Here is a 19,619-nt window from a genome sequence, read left to right on the forward strand (position 1 = left end):
TGTGGTTACTGCTACTTCAGAAATTGGTGGGTCGTGCAGGATTCGAACCTGCGACCAATTGATTAAAAGTCAACTGCTCTACCAACTGAGCTAACGACCCACTGATGTGGTTTACTGCTGATGGCGAATAGGTTACTGAAACCAACTCGCGGAAAACAAGGATGGGGATGTTCAGGACAACTCGACGGGTACTCGACTCGGACCTTTACTTTGCCACATCAAACCGATTCTGAAGCTGCCATTCTTTCTTAAAGAATGGTGGGTCGTGCAGGATAACTCGGCCTTTGGCCTCGCCCTTGCGGGCCATCACCGGAGTGATGTTGTCTCGCTTCGCGAGACTCGAACCTTTACGGTTCTCATCCTTTACGATTCTCTATCGCAGCCATTCTTAAAGAATGGTGGGTCGTGCAGGATTCGAACCTGCGACCAATTGATTAAAAGTCAACTGCTCTACCAACTGAGCTAACGACCCATAACAGTGGTGGGTGATGACGGGCTCGAACCGCCGACCCCCTCCGTGTAAAGGGGATGCTCTACCAACTGAGCTAATCACCCACTGTTGTGGTTACTGCTACTTCAGAAATTGGTGGGTCGTGCAGGATTCGAACCTGCGACCAATTGATTAAAAGTCAACTGCTCTACCAACTGAGCTAACGACCCAATTTCCCTGCCGCTTTAACATCTTGCAAGATGTCTTGGCAACGGCGGCATATATTACTAATTTATCTTGGCAGCGCAACCTAAATTTTTTACCGATGCGTTCAACTGCTTGTTCTTCACGCGAATGAGCCCAGAAATCGGTCAAATCGACTAACTTCTGGGCTCATTTTTCTGACTGTTAACCGCCTACGCGACTTTTCGCCTGTTTGGCCGCCGCACTGGTTGGGTACTGTTTAATCACCTGCTGGAACACGGCTTTGGCTTTATCGGCCTGCCCTTTCTCCTGCATGATGATACCCACCTTGTACATGGCGTCCGGCGCCTTCGGTGATTTAGCGTAATTCTTCACCACCACCGCAAAATAGTAGGCCGCGTCGTCTTTTTTACCCTTGTTGTAGAACAACTGGCCCAGCCAATAGTTGGCGTTGGGCTGGTAAGTAGACTTCGGGTACTGTTTTACGAAGGACTGAAAGGCGGAAATCGCCTGGTCATACTGTTTTTTTTCCAGTGCCAGAGAAACAGCGGCGTTGTAGTCGCTGTTCTCATCACCGCCGCTCGGCGTGGCGGAGGCGGCTGCGGGAGCGCTGCCGCCCGCATCGGAAGATGCGCCTGCGGCTGCCCCGCCGGCAGCGCCCGCGGCCGCAGAGGCGCTCTGAGCGCCGCCCTGGCTGAGGCTATCCATCTGCTGATAGATTTGCTTCTGGCGTTCAACCACCTGATTCAACTGATACTGGCTTTCCTGGATTTGCCCACGGAGAGAATCAATGTCGCGTTGGTTATCAGAGAGTTGTTGCTGGAGTTGATTTAAAAGCTGGCCTTGAGCATTGCTGATGCGCTCAAGCGAGGTGACGCGGTCTTCGACCGAGCCGGAGCCGACATTACTGATTGGCGCTTGGGCAGTAGCGGCCCAGGGGGCCGCTACGCCAACCAGTAACGACAGACTCAACAGGTGACGTCTGAAGTTACTGTTCATGCGATTCTCTTAGTAAACCAGAACGGCACGACGGTTTTTAGCATAAGCCGCTTCGTCGTGGCCCAGTACTGCTGGTTTTTCTTTACCGTAAGAAACGATAGAGATCTGGTCAGCGGAAACGCCTTTACCCTGCAGGTACATTTTAACGGCGTTAGCACGGCGCTCACCCAGAGCGATGTTGTATTCCGGCGTGCCGCGTTCGTCAGCGTGGCCTTCAACGGTCACTTTGTAAGACGGGTTGTTACGCAGGAATGCAGCGTGCGCGTCCAGCATCTGAGCGAATTCGGAGCTTACGTCATACTTGTCCAGACCGAAGTAAACGATGTTGTTCTTCTGCAGTTCTTGCATCTGCAGACGAGCTTGTTCTTCGGAAGACAGGTTGCTGCTGCCGTTTTCCATACCAGTGCCAGCGCCCATACCAGATTGGTCGTTGTTTGCGCTTTTGTTAGAACTACAAGCTGCTACAGCCAGAACTGGCAGTGCCAGCAGAAGCCCTTTCAGCACTTTGTTCAGTTGCATTTCTTTGATCCTTTTATAGTTTGCCATACATATTTACACATGCATCACAGATACGGCGACCAGGCAGGGAATTTGACCTGTCCATCAGTTGCCGGAAGACGCGCTTTGAAACGCCCATCAGTTGACACCAACTGCAGCACGGAGCCCATACCTTGCGTCGAGCTATAGATCACCATGGTGCCGTTTGGCGCAATACTAGGCGTTTCATCCAGGAAGGTACCGGTCAAAACCTGAACGGCGCCCGATCCAAGATCTTGTTTGGCGATGTGTTGCGCACCACTGTTGGTGCTGACCATCACCAGGAATTTACCGTCGGAGCTGACTTCAGAATCCTGGTTCTGAGAGCCTTCCCACGTCAGGCGCTGTGCGGCACCGCCGCTGGCGCTGATTTTATAAATCTGCGGACGCCCGCCCTGGTCGGAGGTAAACGCCAGAGACTGGCCATCCGGGAACCAGGTCGGTTCGGTGTTGTTGTTGCGGCCATCGGTCAGCTGCGTGATCTGGCCGGAGCCGAGGTTCATCACGTACAGGTTCAGGCTGCCGCTCTTGGACAGCGCGAAGGCCAGTTTGCTGCCGTCCGGCGAGAACGCCGGCGCACCGTTGTGGCGCGGGAACGAGGCGATCTGGCGGATGGCGCCGTTAGCCAGGGTCTGCACCACCAGCGCGGAACGGCCGCTCTCGAAGGTCACGTAAGCCAGTTTGCTGCCGTCCGGCGACCAGGCCGGGGACATCAGCGGCTCAGGCGAACGGTGCACCGTAAACTGGTTGTAACCGTCGTAATCCGCTACGCGCAGCTCATACGGGAATTTCCCGCCGTTGGTCTGCACGACGTAGGCGATACGGGTACGGAACGCGCCCTTGATGCCGGTCAGCTTCTCGAACACTTCGTCGCTGGCGGTATGGGCAGAATAACGCAACCACTGTTTGGTCACTTTATACTGATTCTGCGCCAATACGGTGCCCGGCGAACCCGAGGTGTCCACCAGCTGGTAGGAGATCAGGTAGCTACCGTCGGCGCCAGGTTGAACCTGGCCGACAACCACGGCGTCGATGCCCAGCGCAGTCCAGGCCGCCGGGGTCACTTCTGACGCGGAGGTCGGTTGCTGCGGCATGCGCGCCACGTCGATCGGGTTGAATTTTCCGCTGTTGCGCAGATCCGCGCCGACAATCTTGCCAATATCTTCCGGCGGCGTGCCTGGGCCCGCCCATTTAAACGGCACCACGCCAATCGGACGAGCGGAGTCGACCCCTTGGGTGATTTCAATGCGAACTTCCGCGTGCAGCACGGACGCCCACAAAATTAAAAAACCTAGCGCTACTCGAAATGCCTGCTTCATCTCATCTCCCTTATCCAGGCGGGATGCCTGCGATAAATTAGCAGAATTTTAACAAACCAACTTACGTAAAACTACATAATCCCTGTTGGTTACCTTAGTACATCCCTGTGATATCACTCAGTCAATCAACCGTTATTTCGGTTTGAATTCAAGGATAGAATTCTTAAAGTGCTGATAAACGGCATCGCTCGGCGGCTTCGGTATATGCGCCAACTTGGCGGCAGACACCGCGGCCTGACACAGCGCCGGATCGCCGCCCGCCGCTTGTACGCTTATCAGCAGGCCGTCCGGCGCCAGCTTGATACGCAGATCGCAGGTTTTGCCGGCGAACGAGCTGGCGTCATAGAACTTGCTCTGAATCGCCCCCTGAATTTGCCCCATATAACCGCTGATATCCGCCCCGCTGGCCCCAGCCGTTTTGGCATTGCCCTGCCCGGCCGGTTTACCGTCGCCCTTCGATTTGGCACCGCCGCCTTTCGGCGCGTTCTTGCCGTCCGCCAGGCCACCAAACAGATCGTTGACCTCCTCCGATTGCTTCGCAGCCTCAGCGGCGGCCTTCTTCTTGGCGTCCGCGGCGGCTTTCTTGGCGGCAGCGGCTTTCTCGGCTGCAGCTTTCTTCTCGGCTTCCGCTGCGGCTTTTTTCTCGGCTTCAGCGGCCGCTTTCTTCTCCGCAGCTTCTGCGGCTTTTTGCTCTGCGGCGGCGGCCGCGGCTTTCTTCGCCTCTTCCGCCTGTTTCTTGGCGGCGGCAGCGGCGGCCGCTTCTTTCTTGGCTTCCGCTTCGGCTTTCTTCTGCGCGTCCGCCTGCGCTTTGGCTATCTTGTCCGCTTCAGCCTTCGCCTTCGCGGCGGCGGCCTCGGCGACCTTCTGTTGCTCTTTGGCCTTGGCTGCGGCGGCTTCCGCCGCTTTTTGCTGCTCGGCGGCCTGTTTCTGCTGCTCCGCCGCCTTCTGCTGTTGCTCAGCCTGCGCTTTGGCGTCCTGCGCGGCTTTCTCCTGCGCCGCCAAACGCTCTTTCTCCAGCTCTTTCAGGCGCTGCTGTTGCTCCGCCTGCTTCTGCTGAAGCTCTTCGGCCTGTTGCTCCGCCTTTTTCTGGCGCTGCTTTTCGGCACGCTGCGCATCGTTGCTCTGCTGCTGCTGGCGATTGTACTGCTCCACCACCGCGCCGGGATCGACCATCACCGCGCCCACCACGGTGCCATCACCGCCACCGCCGGCGCCCATGTCGACATTTTCCTGCAGCGATCCCCAAATCAGCAGGGCAATCAGTATGAAGTGCAGAACGACCGAAACAATAACGGCGCGGTTCAGCTTATCGTTTTGCTCAGTTGCCTTTACCAAAATAGATTCCCAAAAACTGGTGTTGCTTATACGGGGTTCCTGGGCCGCAGCGCAGGAACCGGGTTGCCGTTCGCCTTACGGTCAGATTGGCTGGGTCATCAGCCCCACGGAAGCCACGCCCGCCTGATGGAGAATATTCAATGCCTTGATAATCTCATCGTAAGGGACTTCCTTCGCACCGCCGATCAAAAAGACCGTTTTCGGGTTAGCCGCCAAACGCGACTTGGCTTCGGCCGCGACTTGCTCAGGCGGCAACAGCTCCATACGGTTGTGATCCACCACCAGGGTGTATTGACCTACGCCGGAAACCTCGAGGATCACCGGCGGATTGTCATCGCTGGACACCGTTTTGGAATCGGTGGCGTCCGGCAGGTCAACCTCCACGCTCTGCGTGATGATTGGCGCGGTTGCCATAAAGATCAGCAGCAGCACCAGCAACACGTCGAGCAGCGGAACGATGTTAATTTCGGACTTCAGCTCGCGCCGACTACGTCCACGTACTCTCGCCATGCTACCTCCTACTTATTTGCTGTCGCTGGAGAAGGCCTGACGATGCAGAATAGCGGTGAACTCTTCCATAAAGTTGTCGTAATTCTGCTCAAGCTTGTTGACGCGCTGGTTGAGACGGTTATAGGCCATGACCGCCGGGATGGCGGCGAACAGACCGATCGCGGTGGCGATCAGCGCTTCGGCGATACCCGGCGCCACCATCTGCAGCGTGGCTTGCTTCACCGCGCCCAGTGCGATAAAGGCGTGCATGATCCCCCACACGGTGCCGAACAGGCCGATGTACGGGCTGATCGAACCGACGGTGCCGAGGAACGGAATATGGGTTTCCAGCGTTTCCAGCTCGCGGTTCATCGAAATGCGCATCGCGCGCGACGCCCCTTCGATCACCGACTCCGGCGCATGGTTGTTGGCGCGGTGCAGGCGGGCGAACTCTTTGAAGCCGGAATGGAAGATCTGCTCGGAGCCGGTCAGGCTATCGCGACGCGCCTGACTTTCCTGGTACAGACGGGAAAGCTCGATACCGGACCAGAATTTGTCTTCAAAGGCTTCGGCGTCACGCGTCGCCGCATTGAGGATGCGGGTGCGCTGAATGATGATCGCCCAGGAGGCTACCGAGAAGCATATCAAAATCAACATGATAAGCTTAACCAGCAGGCTCGCCTTCAAGAATAAATCTAGGATGTTCATGTCAGTCACTGCTTAAACTCCGCGACAATAGACTTAGGAAGCGCTCTCGGCTTCATTTGGTGTGGATCAATACAGGCAATCAGGACATCTGCCTGGCTCAGTAGGGCCCCGTCAGAATTGACAATGCGTTGAGCAAACGTGAGAGAAGCCCCGCGCAGACAGGTGATTTCGCTCTGTACCTCCAGTTGCTCGTCGAGACGAGCCGGAGCCAGATAATCCACCGTCATGCGCCGGACGACAAAAGCGACTTGTTCACTGAGCAGCTGCTGTTGATGAAAGTTGTGCTGACGCAGCATCTCTGTGCGCGCTCTTTCAAAAAAGGCGACGTAGCGGGCGTGATAGACCACACCACTGGCATCGGTATCCTCGTAGTAAACGCGAACCGGCCATCGAAACAACGTATTACTCACTCTACTTCCCAGCAATGCAATTTAACGCTGCTACTATACGCAAGACGGATCGGGTTGGGAATGGGTTACAAGTTGGGAATGAAAATAATTATGGGCCGTGAGGGCCCATAACATGGGGACATCGGGGAGATTATAAAGAAACGTAAAGTAATCCTGCGCACAAGATCACAATTGCGGGAAGCGGCGCGAAAAAGGCCCGCCAAATGCTGCGCTGCGGGCGGAATCCGAAACCGTGGATCACCCCGGCGCACACCGCCCAAATCAGCAGCAGCCCTTCCCAAATCTCCAGCGAGCTGGTTTTGGCGGCGAAACGCGTCGGATCCCAGAACACGCACCCCGCCAAAACCAACGCCAGCACCAGGGAAAGGGCCCGGATCGGGCCCTTGTCGGTGACAGCGTACAGCTTGTCAATCACGGACGAGCTCATCACTTACCGTCTTGCTGAGCTTTGGTCGCTTCGCTCTGCTCAAGCGCCAGCGCCGTGATGATGCCGAAGGCGCAGGCAAGAAGCGTTCCGAGAATCCAGGCAAAATACCACATGGTTTAGCTCCTTATCCTTAGTACAGCGAATGCTTGTTGTTTTCGATGTAGTTCTTGTCGAGGCGACCGAACATTTTGTAGTACGACCAGCTGGTGTACGCCAAAACGATAGGCACAAAGATCGCCGCCACGACGGTCATCACTTTCAGCGTCAACAGGCTCGACGTCGCGTCCCACATGGTCAGGCTGACGTTAGGCACGGTGCTGGACGGCATCACGAACGGGAACATGGTGACCCCGGCGGTGAGGATGACGCAGGCGATGGTCAGCGACGAGGTGACGAACGCCAGCGCGCCTTTCTCCAGACGCGAGAACAGGATGGTGAACAACGGCAGCACCACGCCCAGCGCAGGCAACGCCCACAGCAGCGGATACTTGTTGAAGTTGATCAGCCAGGCGCCGGCCTGATGCGCCACTTCTTTACGCATCGGGTTGGATTCCGCCAGGGTGTCCAGCGCCGACGTCACGACGAAGCCGTCGATGCCTTTCACCAGCCATACGCCCGCCAGCAGGAAGCACACCGCCATGATCAGCGTCGCGATCTGCGCCGCAGCGCGTGAACGCAGGTGGATCTCGCCGGTGGTGCGCATTTGCAGGTAGGTCGCCCCCTGGGTGACCAGCATGGTCAGGCTGACCACGCCCGCCAACAGACCGAACGGATTCAGCAGTTGGAAGAAGTTGCCGGTGTAGAACAGGCGCATGTACTCGTCCATGTGGAACGGCACGCCCTGCAGCAGGTTGCCGAACGCCACGCCGAAGACCACGGCAGGCACAAAGGAGCCGATGAAGATGCCCCAGTCCCACATGTTGCGCCAGCGGCTGCTCTCCAGCTTGGAACGGTAATCGAAACCGACCGGGCGGAAGAACAAGGCGGCCAGCACCAGGATCATGGCGACGTAGAAGCCGGAGAAGGCCGCTGCGTAGACCATCGGCCAGGCGGCGAACAGCGCGCCGCCGGCGGTGATCAGCCACACCTGGTTACCGTCCCAGTGCGGGGCGATGGAGTTGATCATCACCCGGCGCTCGGTATCGGTTTTCCCGATGATGCGCACCAGAATGCCGACGCCCATGTCGAAACCGTCGGTGACGGCGAAGCCGATCAGCAGTACGCCAACCAGGACCCACCAAATAAATCGCAGTACTTCATAGTCAAACATACGTGGACTCCTGTTTAGCGCGCTTCCTGCACGGCGGCAGTCGGTTGTTCAAAGTGATAGCGGCCGGTTTTCAGGCTGCTTGGCCCCAGACGCGCAAACTTGAACATCAGGTACAATTCAGCCACCAGGAACAGGGTGTACAAGCCGCAGATCAGCCCCATCGAGAACAGAATGTCGCCCGCGGTCAGCGAAGAGTTGGCGACCGCCGTCGGCAGCACCTCACCAATCGCCCACGGTTGACGGCCGTATTCCGCCACGAACCAGCCGGACTCGATCGCGATCCAAGGCAGCGGCAAACCGTACAGCGCGGCGCGGTGCAGCCATTTTTTCTGGCCGATGCGGCCGCGGATCACGTTCCAGAACGACAGGCCGATGATCAACAGCATGATCACGCCACAGGCCACCATGATACGGAAGGCGAAATACAGCGGCGCCACGCGCGGAATGGAGTCCTTGGTCGCCAGCTGGATCTGCGCTTCCGTCGCGTCGGTGACGTTCGGGGTATAGCGCTTCAGCAGCATACCGTAGCCCAGGTCTTGCTTGGTTTTGTTGAATTCGGCGCGCACCGCAGGATCGGTGTTGCCGCCGCGCAGCTCTTCCAGCAGCTGGTAGGCTTTCATCCCATTGCGGATGCGTACTTCATGCTGCGCCATCAGATCTTTCAGGCCGGTGACCTGAGTGTCCGTGGAGCGGGTGGCGATCAGGCCAAGCGCATACGGGATCTGAATAGAGAAGGAGTTTTCCATCTTGTCCTGATCGGGAATGCCGAACAGGGTGAAGGACGCCGGCGCCGGCTGGGTGTCCCATTCCGCTTCGATAGCGGCCAGTTTGGTTTTCTGCACGTCGCCCATTTCATAGCCGGATTCATCACCCAGAACGATAACGGACAGAATGGCAGCCATACCGAAGCTGGCAGCGATGGCGAAGGAGCGCTTGGCGAAGGCGATGTCGCGGCCTTTCAGCAGGTAGTAGGAGCTGATGCCCAGAACGAACATCGCGCCGCAGGTGTAGCCGGAAGCCACGGTGTGAACGAATTTCACCTGCGCAACCGGGTTAAGCACCAGTTCGGAGAAGCTGACCATCTCCATGCGCATGGTTTCGAAGTTGAAATCCGACGCGATCGGGTTCTGCATCCAGCCGTTGGCAACCAGGATCCACAGCGCGGACAGGTTGGAGCCGAGGGCCACAAACCAGGTTACCGCCATGTGCTGCACCTTGCTCAGACGATCCCAGCCGAAGAAGAACAGGCCGACCAGCGTCGATTCAAGGAAGAACGCCATCAGACCTTCGATAGCCAGTGGGGCCCCGAAGATATCGCCGACGTAGTGAGAGAAATACGACCAGTTAGTCCCGAACTGGAACTCCATGGTCAAACCGGTGGCCACACCCAGAGCAAAGTTAATCGCAAATAACTTTCCCCAGAATTTGGTCATGTCTTTATAGATTTGTTTGCCAGACAGGACATATACCGTTTCCATAATTGCCAGCAAGAACGCCATACCGAGCGTTAATGGGACAAATAAGAAATGGTACATCGCCGTTAAAGCAAACTGTAAGCGCGACAGTTCGACAATATCAAACATCTTGACTCCTTGCTCCTCGCAGGAAGACTCCGACACGCGGTTATCGGCACGCCTCTTTCAAAGCCGCCAGTAACGCCCCGCAGTGAATGCCCTTAAACACAACAAATTTGATCCAGCTTCTCCGCTTTCAACCGCACACTCGGCCAATAGCCCCTCGGGCCCTCGACAAGCACGCCACTGAAAACCGACAACGGGTAACAAATGCAACAAGATCAACCATCCATAATCACAACATGGATGATACTCGCCCAATCCCACACAATAAATAGGTTTTTACGTGACGTGGGTTAGACTTTTGGTTACAGGTCAAATCTTAGCCGAAAGAGGTACTTCGGGCTAATTTGATCTGAGACAATTTAAGCCTATCCGCATCTTATTTCCATATTCATCAGCACATTTCGCATAATTTTCTTAGGGTCATGTTGCGCAATGGTTTAATTGTTTTTTAATGATATTTTTGTGTTAAATAAATGTAATTTAAAAGAGCCGCCATTGTATTATTACGCGCTTATTATGCGACATAATTAACCTTTTATTTCCAATAAGCCGTGACAGTGATAGCAGTCACAAAACAACAAATCTCTCTCCAATATTAGTCTATTTCTCGCGATGGGATCGTAAAGGTTGCGATTTTGTAGCAGAATGACCACTTATGTTAAAATTGCATTGAGTGACAATAACTTATGAAAAAAATCATCTTTGCCTCTGTCTTGGGACTCTCGGGAAACGCCATGGCCGCCGAAACGGTAAATATCACCCTGCTGGGCACCTCCGATCTGCACGGCACCTTCGTGCCTTGGGACTACGCCAGCGACACGGAAAATCTGGCGGGCAGCCTGAGCCAGATAGCCACCCAGGTCAAAAAGGTGCGCGCCGAGCAGCCCAACCTGATCCTAGTGGACGCCGGCGACACCATTCAGGGCAACTTCGTCGAAACCTTCAAGCATGAGGCCGTCAGCCCGATGATGCTGGGCCTCAACGCGCTCAATTATGACGTCTGGGTGATGGGCAACCACGAGTTCGACTTCGGCCTGCCGGTGCTGGCTACGCCGCTCAAGCAGTTCAAGGGCGCGGCGCTGGCGGGCAATATCGTCTGGGACAACGGCAAGCCCTATCTGCCGGCCTACACCATCGTCGAACGCCAGGGCGTGAAGATCGGCATTATCGGCATGGACACGCCGATGACCGCGGAATTCGCCAAGGGCACCGATCGCATCAAAGGGCTGAACTTCACCGATCCGGTGCAGGCGGTGAAGCAGGTCATCAGGCAAATCGACGGCCAGGTCGACGCCATCGTGCTGGTGGCGCATATGGGCATCGACAATGAGAACCAGCGCCCCGGCACCGGCGTGGCCGACATCGCCAACGCCAACCCGGAGCTGGCGGCGATCGTCGCCGGCCATATGCATGTGAAGATCGACAAAGCGGTGGTTAACGGCGTCATCATCACCGAACCGGATAAATACGGTCGCGCGCTGTCGCGCATCGATCTGCAGTTTGAACGCCGCGACGGCAAATTCACGCTGATCGACAAAAACAGCTACACCTACTCCATCAAAGGGATGACGCCGGACAGCGCCATGCAGGCGCTCTACCAGCCGTACCATGACATTTTGCGCGCCAACGCCAACCGGGTCGTGGCGAAGCTGAGCGGCAGCGATCTGGTGCCCGCCGACGAATTCCGCGGCATTCCCCAGGTGCACGTGCAGGATACCGGCATCAGCGCGCTGTTCCAGCAGGCCGCCCGCCACTATGCGCCGCTGGCGCAGGTGATCGCCCTGCAGATCGACAACGATCGCGCCAAACTGGACGTCGGCGACATCAAGGCCAAGGATATCGCCTTTAACTACCAATACGCCGGCGGCGAGATCACCGTGTATCAGCTCAACGGCAAAGCGCTTAAACGCTACATGGAGTGGTCCGCCGACTATTTCAATCAGCTGCAGCCGGGCGACGTCACCTACAGCTTTAACCCGGCGCGGCGATCGTCCAAATATTCCACCAACGATTTCTTCGACGGCGTCACTTACACCATCGATCTGCGCCAACCCGCCGGCGCGCGCATCGTCGATCTGCGCCTGACGAACGGCACGCCGGTCACCGACGATATGCCGATCCGTCTGGGCATGAACAGTTACCGCATGGGCCACCTGACGCAAAAGGGTGGCGCGCTGGAGGGGCAATCCTTCCCGGTGCTGTTCGACAGCAAAGCGCAATACGGTGAAGAAGAAGGCACCATTCGCCACCTGACCCTGCGCTACCTGACGGAAGTGAAACACGGCCAGTATCAGGGCGTGCCGCCGCAGCGCTGGAAGCTGGTCGGCATGGAGGGTTACGAACCGCAGCGGGCGATCGTCAAACGGCTGCTCAATGAGGGCATTATCCAGGTACCGACCACCGACGACGGCCGCTACACCAACGTCGCGTCGATCAACGTCAAAAACGCGCTGTTCCGCAACGCCGACGATTACCGCGCCGCCCTCACCTCGCTGGAGCAACAGCGCCAAGCCGCCGTGGATCCGGTGCAACAGCGCCGCCTGCAGGATCGGATCGCCTTGATCAAGGCGCTCAACGACTTCTGATCGGCGCCAATAAAAAAGGCCACCCAATGGGTGGCCAAACATGTCGAGATATTGTTATTTCGTACTAAATTCTTAGCGCTTCAGCACCGCTTTTACCGCGTCGCCGATGTCCGCCAGGCTGCGAACGGTTTTCACGCCCGCCGCTTCCAGCGCAGCAAACTTCTCGTCCGCCGTGCCTTTGCCGCCTGCGATGATGGCGCCCGCGTGGCCCATACGCTTGCCTTTCGGCGCGGTCACGCCGGCGATGTAGCCGACAACCGGTTTGGTGACGTGTTCTTTGATGTAAGCTGCCGCTTCTTCTTCAGCGCTGCCGCCGATCTCACCGATCATCACGATCGCTTCGGTCTGCGGATCCTGCTGGAACATCTTCAGGATATCGATGAAGTTGGAGCCCGGGATCGGGTCGCCGCCGATGCCCACGCAGGTGGATTGGCCCAGACCGGCATCGGTGGTTTGTTTCACCGCTTCATAGGTCAGGGTACCGGAGCGGGAAACGATGCCCACTTTGCCCGGCAGGTGGATGTGGCCAGGCATGATGCCGATTTTGCACTCGCCTGGGGTGATCACACCAGGGCAGTTCGGCCCGATCATGCGCACGCCGGCTTCGTCCAGCTTCACTTTCACGGTCAGCATGTCCAGGGTCGGGATGCCTTCGGTGATGGTGATGATCAGTTTGATACCGGCATCGATCGCTTCCAGGATGGAGTCTTTGCAGAACGGCGCTGGAACGTAGATCACAGAGGCAGTGGCGCCGGTCGCTTCAACCGCTTCGCGCACGGTGTTGAACACCGGCAGGCCCAGGTGCTGAGTGCCGCCTTTGCCCGGGGTTACGCCGCCAACCATTTTGGTGCCGTAAGCGATAGCTTGTTCGGAGTGGAAAGTCCCCTGGCTACCGGTGAAGCCCTGGCAAATTACTTTGGTGTTCTTATCGATTAAAATGGACATTATTTACCCTCCACTGCTGCAACAACTTGCTGAGCCGCATCAGTCAGGCTGGTCGCAGCAATGATATTCAGGCCGCTGTCCGCCAGTTTCTTGGCGCCCAGTTCGGCGTTGTTCCCTTCCAAGCGCACCACCACCGGGACGTTAACGCCCACTTCGGCCACTGCGCCGATGATGCCGTCGGCGATCAGATCGCAACGTACGATACCACCGAAGATGTTAACCAGAACCGCTTTCACCTTGTCGTCGGACAGGATGATTTTGAACGCTTCGGTCACGCGCTCTTTGGTCGCGCCGCCGCCAACGTCCAGGAAGTTGGCCGGTTCGCCGCCGTGCAGTTTAACGATGTCCATGGTGCCCATCGCCAGGCCGGCGCCGTTAACCATGCAGCCGATGTTGCCGTCGAGGGCAACGTAGTTCAGTTCCCACTGAGCCGCACGGGATTCGCGCTCGTCTTCCTGGGAAGGGTCACGCATTTCACGCAGTTCCGGCTGGCGGAACAGGGCGTTGCCGTCGGCGCCCAGTTTGCCGTCCAGGCACACCAGATCGCCCTGCTTGGTGATCACCAGCGGGTTGATCTCAACCATCGCCAGGTCGCGCTCCAGGAACAGCGTCGCCAGGCCCATGAAGATCTTGGCGAACTGGCTGACTTGCTTACCGGTCAGGCCCAGTTTGAAGGCCAGCTCACGGCCCTGATAAGGCTGTGGACCCGCCAGCGGATCGATGGTCATTTTGTGGATCAGTTTTGGGGTTTCTTCCGCCACCTTCTCGATTTCCACGCCGCCTTCGGTAGACGCCATGAACACGATGCGACGGGTCGCACGGTCTACGACGGCGCCCAGGTACAGTTCTTTATCGATGTCGGTCGCCGCTTCAACCAGGATCTGGTTAACCGGCTGGCCCAGCGCGTCAGTCTGGTAAGTCACCAGACGCTTGCCCAACCAGGCTTCCGCGAAGGCACGGATATCTTCTTTGCTGTTGACGACTTTAACGCCGCCCGCTTTACCGCGGCCGCCAGCATGAACCTGACATTTCACCACCCACGGGCCGGAGCCGATTTTGGATGCGGCTTCTTCTGCTTCACGCGGAGTGGTACAGGCGTAACCGGTTGGTGCCGGCATGCCATACCGAGCAAACAGCTGTTTTGCCTGATATTCGTGTAAATTCATGATGTTCTATCCATTCAGTTCTGAAGGTTTTTAGCCGGACCATTATTACGCGGTAAACCGCATGGTTTTCCGGCCACATAGCACAGAGTGCGGGCGCGGCATGCCGCGCCCGGCAAGGGTTACTAGACGTCCAGCAGCAGACGAGCCGGATCTTCCAGCATCTCTTTGACCGTCACCAGATAACCGACGGATTCTTTACCGTCGATCAGGCGGTGGTCATAAGACAGCGCCAGATACATCATCGGCTGGATCACCACCTGACCATTGACCGCCATTGGGCGATCTTTAATGGCGTGCATGCCCAGGATGGCGCTCTGCGGCGGGTTGATGATCGGGGTAGACATCAGGGAGCCGAATACGCCGCCGTTGGTAATGGTGAAGTTACCGCCGGTCAGCTCTTCCACGGTCAGTTTGCCGTCGCGGCCCTTAACGGCCAGCTCTTTGATTTTCTTCTCGATGTCAGCCATGCTCATGGCGTCCACATCGCGCAGTACCGGCGTCACCAGGCCGCGCGGGGTCGAAACCGCGATGCTGATGTCGAAGTAGTTGTGGTAAACCACGTCAGAACCATCGATCGACGCGTTCACTTCCGGGAAGCGCTTCAGTGCTTCAACCACCGCCTTGATGTAGAAGGACATGAAGCCCAGACGCACGCCGTGGCGCTTCTCGAAGGCTTCGCCGTACTGCTTGCGCAGATCCATGATCGGCTGCATGTTGATTTCGTTGAAGGTGGTCAGCATCGCGGTGCTGTTCTTCGCTTCCAGCAGACGCTCGGCGACGCGTTTGCGCAGGCGAGTCATCGGCACGCGTTTTTCGCTGCGGCCGGCCAGAGCAGGCTGCGGCGCGGCTTCAGCGGCGGCGGCCGGTTTGGCGGCGGCGCCGCCTTTGGCCAGGTGCGCTTCCACGTCTTCACGCGTGATGCGGCCACCCACGCCGGTGCCTTTGATGGCGCTGGCATCGAGATCGTGTTCGGCGATCAGGCGGCGAATCGCCGGGCTGAGCGCGTCATTGCTTTCTTCTTCCAGGCTCGCGGTAGCGCGCTGTGCAGGCGTGGCTTCTTTCTCCTGGCTCTTCTCAGCGGTCGGCTTGCCGGAGCTGTCGCCCGGACGGATGCGGCCGAGCAGCTGGCGAGACAGTACGGTCGCACCCTCTTCTTCCACGATAGCATCGAGAATGCCCGCTTCACTGGCCGGCACTTCCAACACCACTTTATCGGTTTCGATTTCAACCAGGACTTCATCACGCTGCACGCTGTCGCCCGGTTTTTTGTGCCAGGTGGCTACGGTCGCATCGGCAACCGATTCAGGAAGGTCAGGAACCAGAATATCTACGCTACTCATTTAGCTTTCCCTTAAGTTTTTTATCATCTGCTTGCCGGCCCCTTGGCCGGCAAGCGAGCGAACATTAGTCAATATTCAGCGCGTCGTTCACCAGAGCCTGCTGCTGCTTCTGGTGTACGGACATATAGCCCACCGCCGGAGAAGCGGAGGCCGGACGTCCTGCGTAGCGTAAAGAAGCCCCGAACGGCACCACTTCACGGAAGTTGTGTTGGCTGCAGTACCAGGCGCCCTGGTTCAGCGGCTCTTCCTGACACCAGACGAAATCATGCACGTGCGAGTATTGCTCCAGCACGGCCTGCACGGCCTGATGCGGGAACGGATACAGCTGCTCGATACGCACGATGGCCACGTCTTTCTGCTCGTTCTTGCGACGCTGTTCCAGCAGGTCGTAGTAGACCTTGCCGGAGCACAGCACGACGCGCTTGACCGCTTTCGGATCCAAGTCGTCGATCTCGCCGATCGCCGGCAGGAAGGTGCCGTTGGCCAGTTCGTCCAGCGAAGAAATCGCCAGCGGGTGACGCAGCAGCGACTTCGGCGACATCACCACCAGCGGACGGCGCATACCGCGCAGCGCCTGACGGCGCAGCATATGGTAAACCTGCGCCGGCGTGGACGGGACGCACACCTGCATGTTCTGCTCTGCGCACAGCTGCAGATAGCGTTCCAGACGCGCGGAAGAGTGCTCTGGGCCCTGGCCTTCATAGCCGTGCGGCAGCAGCATCACCAGGCCGCACATACGGCCCCATTTTTGCTCGCCGGAACTGATGAACTGGTCGATAACGACCTGCGCGCCGTTGGCGAAGTCACCGAACTGCGCTTCCCAGATGGTCAGCGTGCGCGGTTCCGCCGTGGCGTAGCCGTATTCGAACGCCAGCACCGCTTCTTCAGACAGCACGGAATCCCAGACCTTGAATTCGCCCTGACCGCTGTGGATGTTCGCCAGCGGAACGTAGACGGAACCGTTTTTCTGGTTGTGCACCACCGCGTGACGGTGGAAGAAGGTACCGCGGCCGGCGTCTTCGCCGGAGATGCGGATTGGAATGCCTTCATCCGCCATGGTGGCGTAGGCCAGCGTTTCGGCAGCGCCCCAGTCGAACGGCTTGTTGCCCGCCGCCATCTCGGCGCGGTCCGCGTAGATTTTCGCCACGCGCGACTGCATTTCGATCGCTTCCGGCACGGTGCTGATGCGGCGGCCCAGCTCCTGCAGGCGCTTCATCTCAACCTTGCTCGGGTACTCTTCGTCCCACTCGTGGTTCAGGTACGGAGACCAGGTGAAGGAGTGCAGGTTCATCGGACGCCATTCTTCAACCACGCAATCGCCGCGGTCGAGCGCGTCACGGTATAGGTTGACCATTTCCGTGGCATCTTCCAGGCTGGCCACGTTCTGTTCGGTCAGAACGTCAGCGTAGATTTTGCGCGGCGTAGGGTGTTTCTTGATCTTCTGATACATCACCGGCTGGGTAGCGCTCGGCTCGTCGGCCTCGTTGTGCCCATGGCGACGGTAGCAGACCAGATCGATCATCACGTCACGCTTAAAGGTGTTACGGAAATCCAACGCCAGGCGGGTGACGAAGGCCACGGCCTCCGGATCGTCCGCGTTGACGTGGAAGATCGGTGCCTGAACCATTTTGGCGATGTCGGTGCAGTATTCGGTAGAGCGCGCATCCAGCGGGTTGGAGGTGGTGAAACCAACCTGGTTGTTGATGACGATACGCACGGTGCCGCCCACTTCGTAGCCGCGAGCCTGAGACATGTTCAGGGTTTCCTGAACCACGCCCTGGCCGGTGATGGCGGCGTCGCCGTGGATGGTGATCGGCAGCACCATGTTGCTGCGCGCTTCGTCCAAGCGATCGCGACGGGCGCGAACCGAGCCCATGACTACCGGGCTGACGATCTCCAGGTGCGACGGGTTGAACGCCAGCGCCAGGTGAACCATGCCGCCTTCGGTTTCCACGTCGGAAGAGAAGCCCTGGTGGTATTTCACGTCACCGGTGCCGAGGTGTTCTTTATGCTTGCCGGCGAATTCGTCGAACAGATCGGCCGGCTTTTTGCCCAGCACGTTGATCAGCACGTTCAGACGGCCGCGGTGGGCCATGCCCAGCACCACTTCGCGCGTGCCGTTCTTGCCGGCGTGGCGCACCATCTCTTTCAGCATCGGCACCAGCGCGTCGCCGCCTTCCAGCGAGAAGCGTTTGGCGCCCGGGAATTTGGCGCCCAGGTAGCGTTCCAGGCCTTCCGCCGCGGTCAGCTCGTTCAGGAAACGGCGTTTTTCGTCGGCGGTAAAGCTGGCGCGCCCCACCACCGACTCGATGCGCTGTTGGATCCAGCGTTTCTCTTCGGTGTTGGTGATGTGCATGTACTCAGCGCCGATCGAGCCGCAATAGGTCTGCTTCAGCGCGGCGTACAGATCGCCCAGCTTCATGGTTTCTTTGCCGATGGCGAAAGAGCCCACGTTGAAGGTTTCCTGGAAATCGGCTTCGGTCAGGTTGTGGTAAGCGGGATCAAGGTCAGGAACTTGCTCGCGCTGCCACAGGCCGAGCGGATCGAGGTTGGCATGCTGATGCCCGCGGAAGCGGAAGGCGTTGATCAGCTGCAGTACCTTGACCTGTTTGGCGTCGGTTTCCGGATCGGTGATGGTGGTATTGTAGCGCGCGGAGTCTTTCGCCAGGCGGCGGAAGTAATCGCGCGTTTGAGAGTGAAGCTGATCGGGTTTGACACCCGCGGTTGGTAGCTGTTGAAAAATGGAACGCCAGCTATCTTCAACGGAACCCGGATCGGTTAAGAAGTCTTCATAGAGCTGCTCTATGTAAGACTGGTTCGCGCCCGCCAGATAGGAGGAATCCAGCCAGGCCTTCATTGCGCCGTTCTGCATCATGATCCCTTAAGCTTTGAAGCTTTAGTTTTCGCCGTGGTTAACATAATTACCGTGATGAATACGGTTTGCCGTAAAACGGTTCACTCGACGTACTTGCGGCCATGACGGCCCGATACGTTCTGTTATGGACCTTGCGGTCCCTTACAAGGAACCTCTAAAAACCGGCGGAAGAACCAGGCTGCATAGCGCCGCAGCCGCGGGTCAGTTTTTAGAGGTTCCCTCCCCTATGGGATGTGCGCCGGAAAAGAGCCCGGCGCAGCATCTCATTCCGTTTATGCGCCGCGTTGCAGCAGCATGGACTTGATATGCCCGATCGCACGCGTCGGGTTCAAGCCTTTAGGACATACACTGACACAATTCATAATGCTATGGCAGCGGAAAACACTAAAAGCGTCGTCCAGATCATCTAAACGTTCTTGCGTTTCCGTGTCACGGCTGTCGATCAGGAAGCGATACGCCGCCAGCAGACCGGCAGGCCCGATGAACTTGTCCGGGTTCCACCAGAACGATGGGCAAGAGGTCGAGCAGCAGGCGCACAGAATGCACTCGTACAGACCGTCCAGCTTGGCGCGCTGCTCCGGCGACTGCAGGTGCTCGCGCGCCGGCGGGTTCTTGCCGTCGTTCAGCAGGTATGGCTTGATCTTTTCATACTGGGTATAGAACTGGCCCATATCCACCACCAGATCGCGCACCACCGGCAGGCCCGGCAGCGGACGGATCACGATCTTGCCGTTGCCTTTGCGCAGCGACGAAATCGGGGTGATGCACGCCAGGCCGTTTTTACCGTTCATGTTCAGGCCGTCGGAACCGCACACGCCTTCGCGGCATGAGCGACGGAACGACAGGGTCGGGTCTTTTTCTTTCAGCTGGATCAACGCATCCAGCAGCATCATGTCGCGACCTTCTTCCGCTTCCAGGGTGTAATCCTGCATGTGCGGCGCGTCATCGACATCCGGGTTGTAGCGATAAATGGAAAATTCGAGTTTCATCTGTCGATCTC

General features: G+C 57.8%; 17 protein-coding genes, 4 tRNA genes and 1 other RNA gene. 1 reads left to right on the forward strand and 21 read right to left on the reverse strand.

The features are described from left to right. Window positions 1-24 precede the first annotated feature (24 nt). From ACSBQQ_RS12530 to cydA, 16 genes are all read right to left on the reverse strand, one after another. Window positions 25-100 (reverse strand) — tRNA-Lys (locus ACSBQQ_RS12530). Window positions 101-256: 156 nt separating this feature from the next. Then, a non-coding RNA gene (locus tag ACSBQQ_RS12535) (RtT sRNA) lies at window positions 257-381 on the reverse strand. A gap of 15 nt (window positions 382-396) precedes the next feature. Next, a tRNA-Lys gene (locus ACSBQQ_RS12540) sits at window positions 397-472 on the reverse strand. Window positions 473-479: 7 nt separating this feature from the next. Continuing rightward, window positions 480-555 (reverse strand) — tRNA-Val (locus tag ACSBQQ_RS12545). A gap of 29 nt (window positions 556-584) precedes the next feature. After that, window positions 585-660, reverse strand: a tRNA-Lys gene (locus ACSBQQ_RS12550). A 178-nt stretch (window positions 661-838) separates the two neighbouring features. Next, window positions 839-1,633, reverse strand: a complete 795-nt coding sequence (gene cpoB / locus ACSBQQ_RS12555; RefSeq protein ID WP_033647153.1) for a cell division protein CpoB — start codon at window positions 1,631-1,633, stop codon at window positions 839-841. A 9-nt stretch (window positions 1,634-1,642) separates the two neighbouring features. Further along, entirely contained in the window at window positions 1,643-2,152 is a 510-nt protein-coding gene (pal, locus tag ACSBQQ_RS12560) for a peptidoglycan-associated lipoprotein Pal (protein WP_025160033.1), read from the reverse strand. 44 nt (window positions 2,153-2,196) lie between these two features. After that, complete coding sequence (gene tolB / locus ACSBQQ_RS12565) at window positions 2,197-3,489, reverse strand: Tol-Pal system beta propeller repeat protein TolB (protein ID WP_004939856.1); 1,293 nt, start codon at window positions 3,487-3,489, stop codon at window positions 2,197-2,199. A 132-nt stretch (window positions 3,490-3,621) separates the two neighbouring features. Next, window positions 3,622-4,824 (reverse strand): cell envelope integrity protein TolA, encoded by a 1,203-nt coding sequence (gene tolA / locus ACSBQQ_RS12570; RefSeq protein WP_033647156.1) that lies wholly within the window; start codon window positions 4,822-4,824, stop codon window positions 3,622-3,624. Window positions 4,825-4,905: 81 nt separating this feature from the next. Further along, window positions 4,906-5,334, reverse strand: coding sequence for a colicin uptake protein TolR (gene tolR / locus ACSBQQ_RS12575; RefSeq protein WP_004939859.1), 429 nt, complete (start codon window positions 5,332-5,334; stop codon window positions 4,906-4,908). Between the two features lie 12 nt (window positions 5,335-5,346). Then, entirely contained in the window at window positions 5,347-6,030 is a 684-nt protein-coding gene (tolQ, locus tag ACSBQQ_RS12580) for a Tol-Pal system protein TolQ (RefSeq protein ID WP_004939862.1), read from the reverse strand. Continuing rightward, window positions 6,027-6,431, reverse strand: a complete 405-nt coding sequence (gene ybgC / locus ACSBQQ_RS12585) for a tol-pal system-associated acyl-CoA thioesterase (protein WP_025160034.1) — start codon at window positions 6,429-6,431, stop codon at window positions 6,027-6,029. Before ybgC ends, tolQ begins: the two co-directional genes overlap by 4 nt. 130 nt (window positions 6,432-6,561) lie before the next feature. Beyond that, window positions 6,562-6,858, reverse strand: a complete 297-nt coding sequence (ybgE, locus tag ACSBQQ_RS12590) for a cyd operon protein YbgE (protein ID WP_033647158.1) — start codon at window positions 6,856-6,858, stop codon at window positions 6,562-6,564. Next, window positions 6,858-6,971: a cytochrome bd-I oxidase subunit CydX gene (gene cydX / locus ACSBQQ_RS12595; RefSeq protein ID WP_004939868.1), complete on the reverse strand. Its 114-nt coding sequence runs from the start codon at window positions 6,969-6,971 to the stop codon at window positions 6,858-6,860. Before cydX ends, ybgE begins: the two co-directional genes overlap by 1 nt. Before the next feature lie 17 nt (window positions 6,972-6,988). Beyond that, window positions 6,989-8,128, reverse strand: a complete 1,140-nt coding sequence (cydB, locus tag ACSBQQ_RS12600; protein WP_019454033.1) for a cytochrome d ubiquinol oxidase subunit II — start codon at window positions 8,126-8,128, stop codon at window positions 6,989-6,991. A gap of 14 nt (window positions 8,129-8,142) precedes the next feature. Beyond that, the gene (gene cydA, locus ACSBQQ_RS12605) at window positions 8,143-9,711 is read right to left on the reverse strand and encodes a cytochrome ubiquinol oxidase subunit I (RefSeq protein ID WP_019454034.1); all 1,569 of its coding nucleotides are present in this window, start codon (window positions 9,709-9,711) and stop codon (window positions 8,143-8,145) included. Between the two features lie 683 nt (window positions 9,712-10,394). On the opposite strand from cydA, the gene ACSBQQ_RS12610 reads away from it, so the two are divergent. Continuing rightward, complete coding sequence (locus ACSBQQ_RS12610; RefSeq protein ID WP_060429360.1) at window positions 10,395-12,293, forward strand: bifunctional metallophosphatase/5'-nucleotidase; 1,899 nt, start codon at window positions 10,395-10,397, stop codon at window positions 12,291-12,293. Window positions 12,294-12,365: 72 nt separating this feature from the next. Here the strand turns inward: ACSBQQ_RS12610 and sucD are convergent, their stop codons facing one another. The 5 genes from sucD to ACSBQQ_RS12635 all read right to left on the reverse strand — a co-directional run bounded on the left by sucD (window position 12,366) and on the right by ACSBQQ_RS12635 (window position 19,608). Then, window positions 12,366-13,238 (reverse strand): succinate--CoA ligase subunit alpha, encoded by an 873-nt coding sequence (sucD, locus tag ACSBQQ_RS12615; RefSeq protein WP_004939878.1) that lies wholly within the window; start codon window positions 13,236-13,238, stop codon window positions 12,366-12,368. Continuing rightward, a complete protein-coding gene (gene sucC / locus ACSBQQ_RS12620) occupies window positions 13,238-14,404 on the reverse strand; it encodes an ADP-forming succinate--CoA ligase subunit beta (protein ID WP_060429361.1) in 1,167 nt (388 codons plus the stop codon). The genes sucD and sucC overlap by 1 nt, the downstream gene beginning before the upstream one ends. 122 nt (window positions 14,405-14,526) lie before the next feature. Further along, window positions 14,527-15,744: a 2-oxoglutarate dehydrogenase complex dihydrolipoyllysine-residue succinyltransferase gene (gene odhB / locus ACSBQQ_RS12625; RefSeq protein WP_049195548.1), complete on the reverse strand. Its 1,218-nt coding sequence runs from the start codon at window positions 15,742-15,744 to the stop codon at window positions 14,527-14,529. A 64-nt stretch (window positions 15,745-15,808) separates the two neighbouring features. Next, the gene (gene sucA / locus ACSBQQ_RS12630) at window positions 15,809-18,616 is read right to left on the reverse strand and encodes a 2-oxoglutarate dehydrogenase E1 component (RefSeq protein ID WP_033647497.1); all 2,808 of its coding nucleotides are present in this window, start codon (window positions 18,614-18,616) and stop codon (window positions 15,809-15,811) included. A 275-nt stretch (window positions 18,617-18,891) separates the two neighbouring features. Beyond that, entirely contained in the window at window positions 18,892-19,608 is a 717-nt protein-coding gene (locus tag ACSBQQ_RS12635) for a succinate dehydrogenase iron-sulfur subunit (RefSeq protein WP_004939885.1), read from the reverse strand. Window positions 19,609-19,619 lie beyond the last annotated feature (11 nt).

Origin of the sequence: Serratia sp. G204Y (assembly GCF_051172435.1) — a bacterium.
GTDB classification, from domain to species: Bacteria; Pseudomonadota; Gammaproteobacteria; order Enterobacterales; family Enterobacteriaceae; genus Serratia; species Serratia sarumanii.

Coding starts and splice junctions, on each gene's coding strand:
- cpoB (WP_033647153.1), bottom strand. CDS start 1,633: ATGAACAGTAACTTCAGACGTCACCTGTTGAGTCTGTCGTTACTGGTT.
- pal (WP_025160033.1), bottom strand. CDS start 2,152: ATGCAACTGAACAAAGTGCTGAAAGGGCTTCTGCTGGCACTGCCAGTT.
- tolB (WP_004939856.1), bottom strand. CDS start 3,489: ATGAAGCAGGCATTTCGAGTAGCGCTAGGTTTTTTAATTTTGTGGGCG.
- tolR (WP_004939859.1), bottom strand. CDS start 5,334: ATGGCGAGAGTACGTGGACGTAGTCGGCGCGAGCTGAAGTCCGAAATT.
- ybgE (WP_033647158.1), bottom strand. CDS start 6,858: ATGAGCTCGTCCGTGATTGACAAGCTGTACGCTGTCACCGACAAGGGC.
- cydX (WP_004939868.1), bottom strand. CDS start 6,971: ATGTGGTATTTTGCCTGGATTCTCGGAACGCTTCTTGCCTGCGCCTTC.
- cydB (WP_019454033.1), bottom strand. CDS start 8,128: ATGTTTGACTATGAAGTACTGCGATTTATTTGGTGGGTCCTGGTTGGC.
- cydA (WP_019454034.1), bottom strand. CDS start 9,711: ATGTTTGATATTGTCGAACTGTCGCGCTTACAGTTTGCTTTAACGGCG.
- ACSBQQ_RS12610 (WP_060429360.1), top strand. CDS start 10,395: ATGAAAAAAATCATCTTTGCCTCTGTCTTGGGACTCTCGGGAAACGCC.
- sucD (WP_004939878.1), bottom strand. CDS start 13,238: ATGTCCATTTTAATCGATAAGAACACCAAAGTAATTTGCCAGGGCTTC.
- sucC (WP_060429361.1), bottom strand. CDS start 14,404: ATGAATTTACACGAATATCAGGCAAAACAGCTGTTTGCTCGGTATGGC.
- odhB (WP_049195548.1), bottom strand. CDS start 15,744: ATGAGTAGCGTAGATATTCTGGTTCCTGACCTTCCTGAATCGGTTGCC.
- sucA (WP_033647497.1), bottom strand. CDS start 18,616: ATGCAGAACGGCGCAATGAAGGCCTGGCTGGATTCCTCCTATCTGGCG.
- ACSBQQ_RS12635 (WP_004939885.1), bottom strand. CDS start 19,608: ATGAAACTCGAATTTTCCATTTATCGCTACAACCCGGATGTCGATGAC.